This window comes from Psychromonas aquatilis (assembly GCF_038155185.1).
GTDB classification, from domain to species: domain Bacteria; phylum Pseudomonadota; class Gammaproteobacteria; order Enterobacterales; family Psychromonadaceae; genus Psychromonas; species Psychromonas aquatilis.
In genome coordinates, this window is record NZ_JBAKAZ010000298.1 from 1 (window position 1) to 226 (window position 226).

Annotated in this window: 1 pseudogene; it reads left to right on the forward strand. The window is 35.0% G+C overall.

The window, feature by feature from the left end:
• Positions 1-36: 36 nt before the first annotated feature.
• Positions 37-226: pseudogene (locus tag V6256_RS15640) on the forward strand (GTPase Era); the annotation flags it as partial.

A 226-nucleotide genomic window follows, 5' to 3' on the forward strand; every position in this document is an offset into this window, starting at 1 on the left:
AATTAAATTGATAATGTTGAAGATAAAGCGCTGTTATTGCAACATCTTCAAAAATTAGGGGAGCGTTTTAATTTTGCAGATATTTTACCTATGTCCGCTAAGTCAGGCGATAATGTAGAGAAAATAAGACAATGGGCAAAAGATAGTTTACCTCAGTCAGATTTCTACTTCCCTGAAGATAATATTACCGATCGCTCTTCACGTTTTATGGCGTCTGAAATTGTAC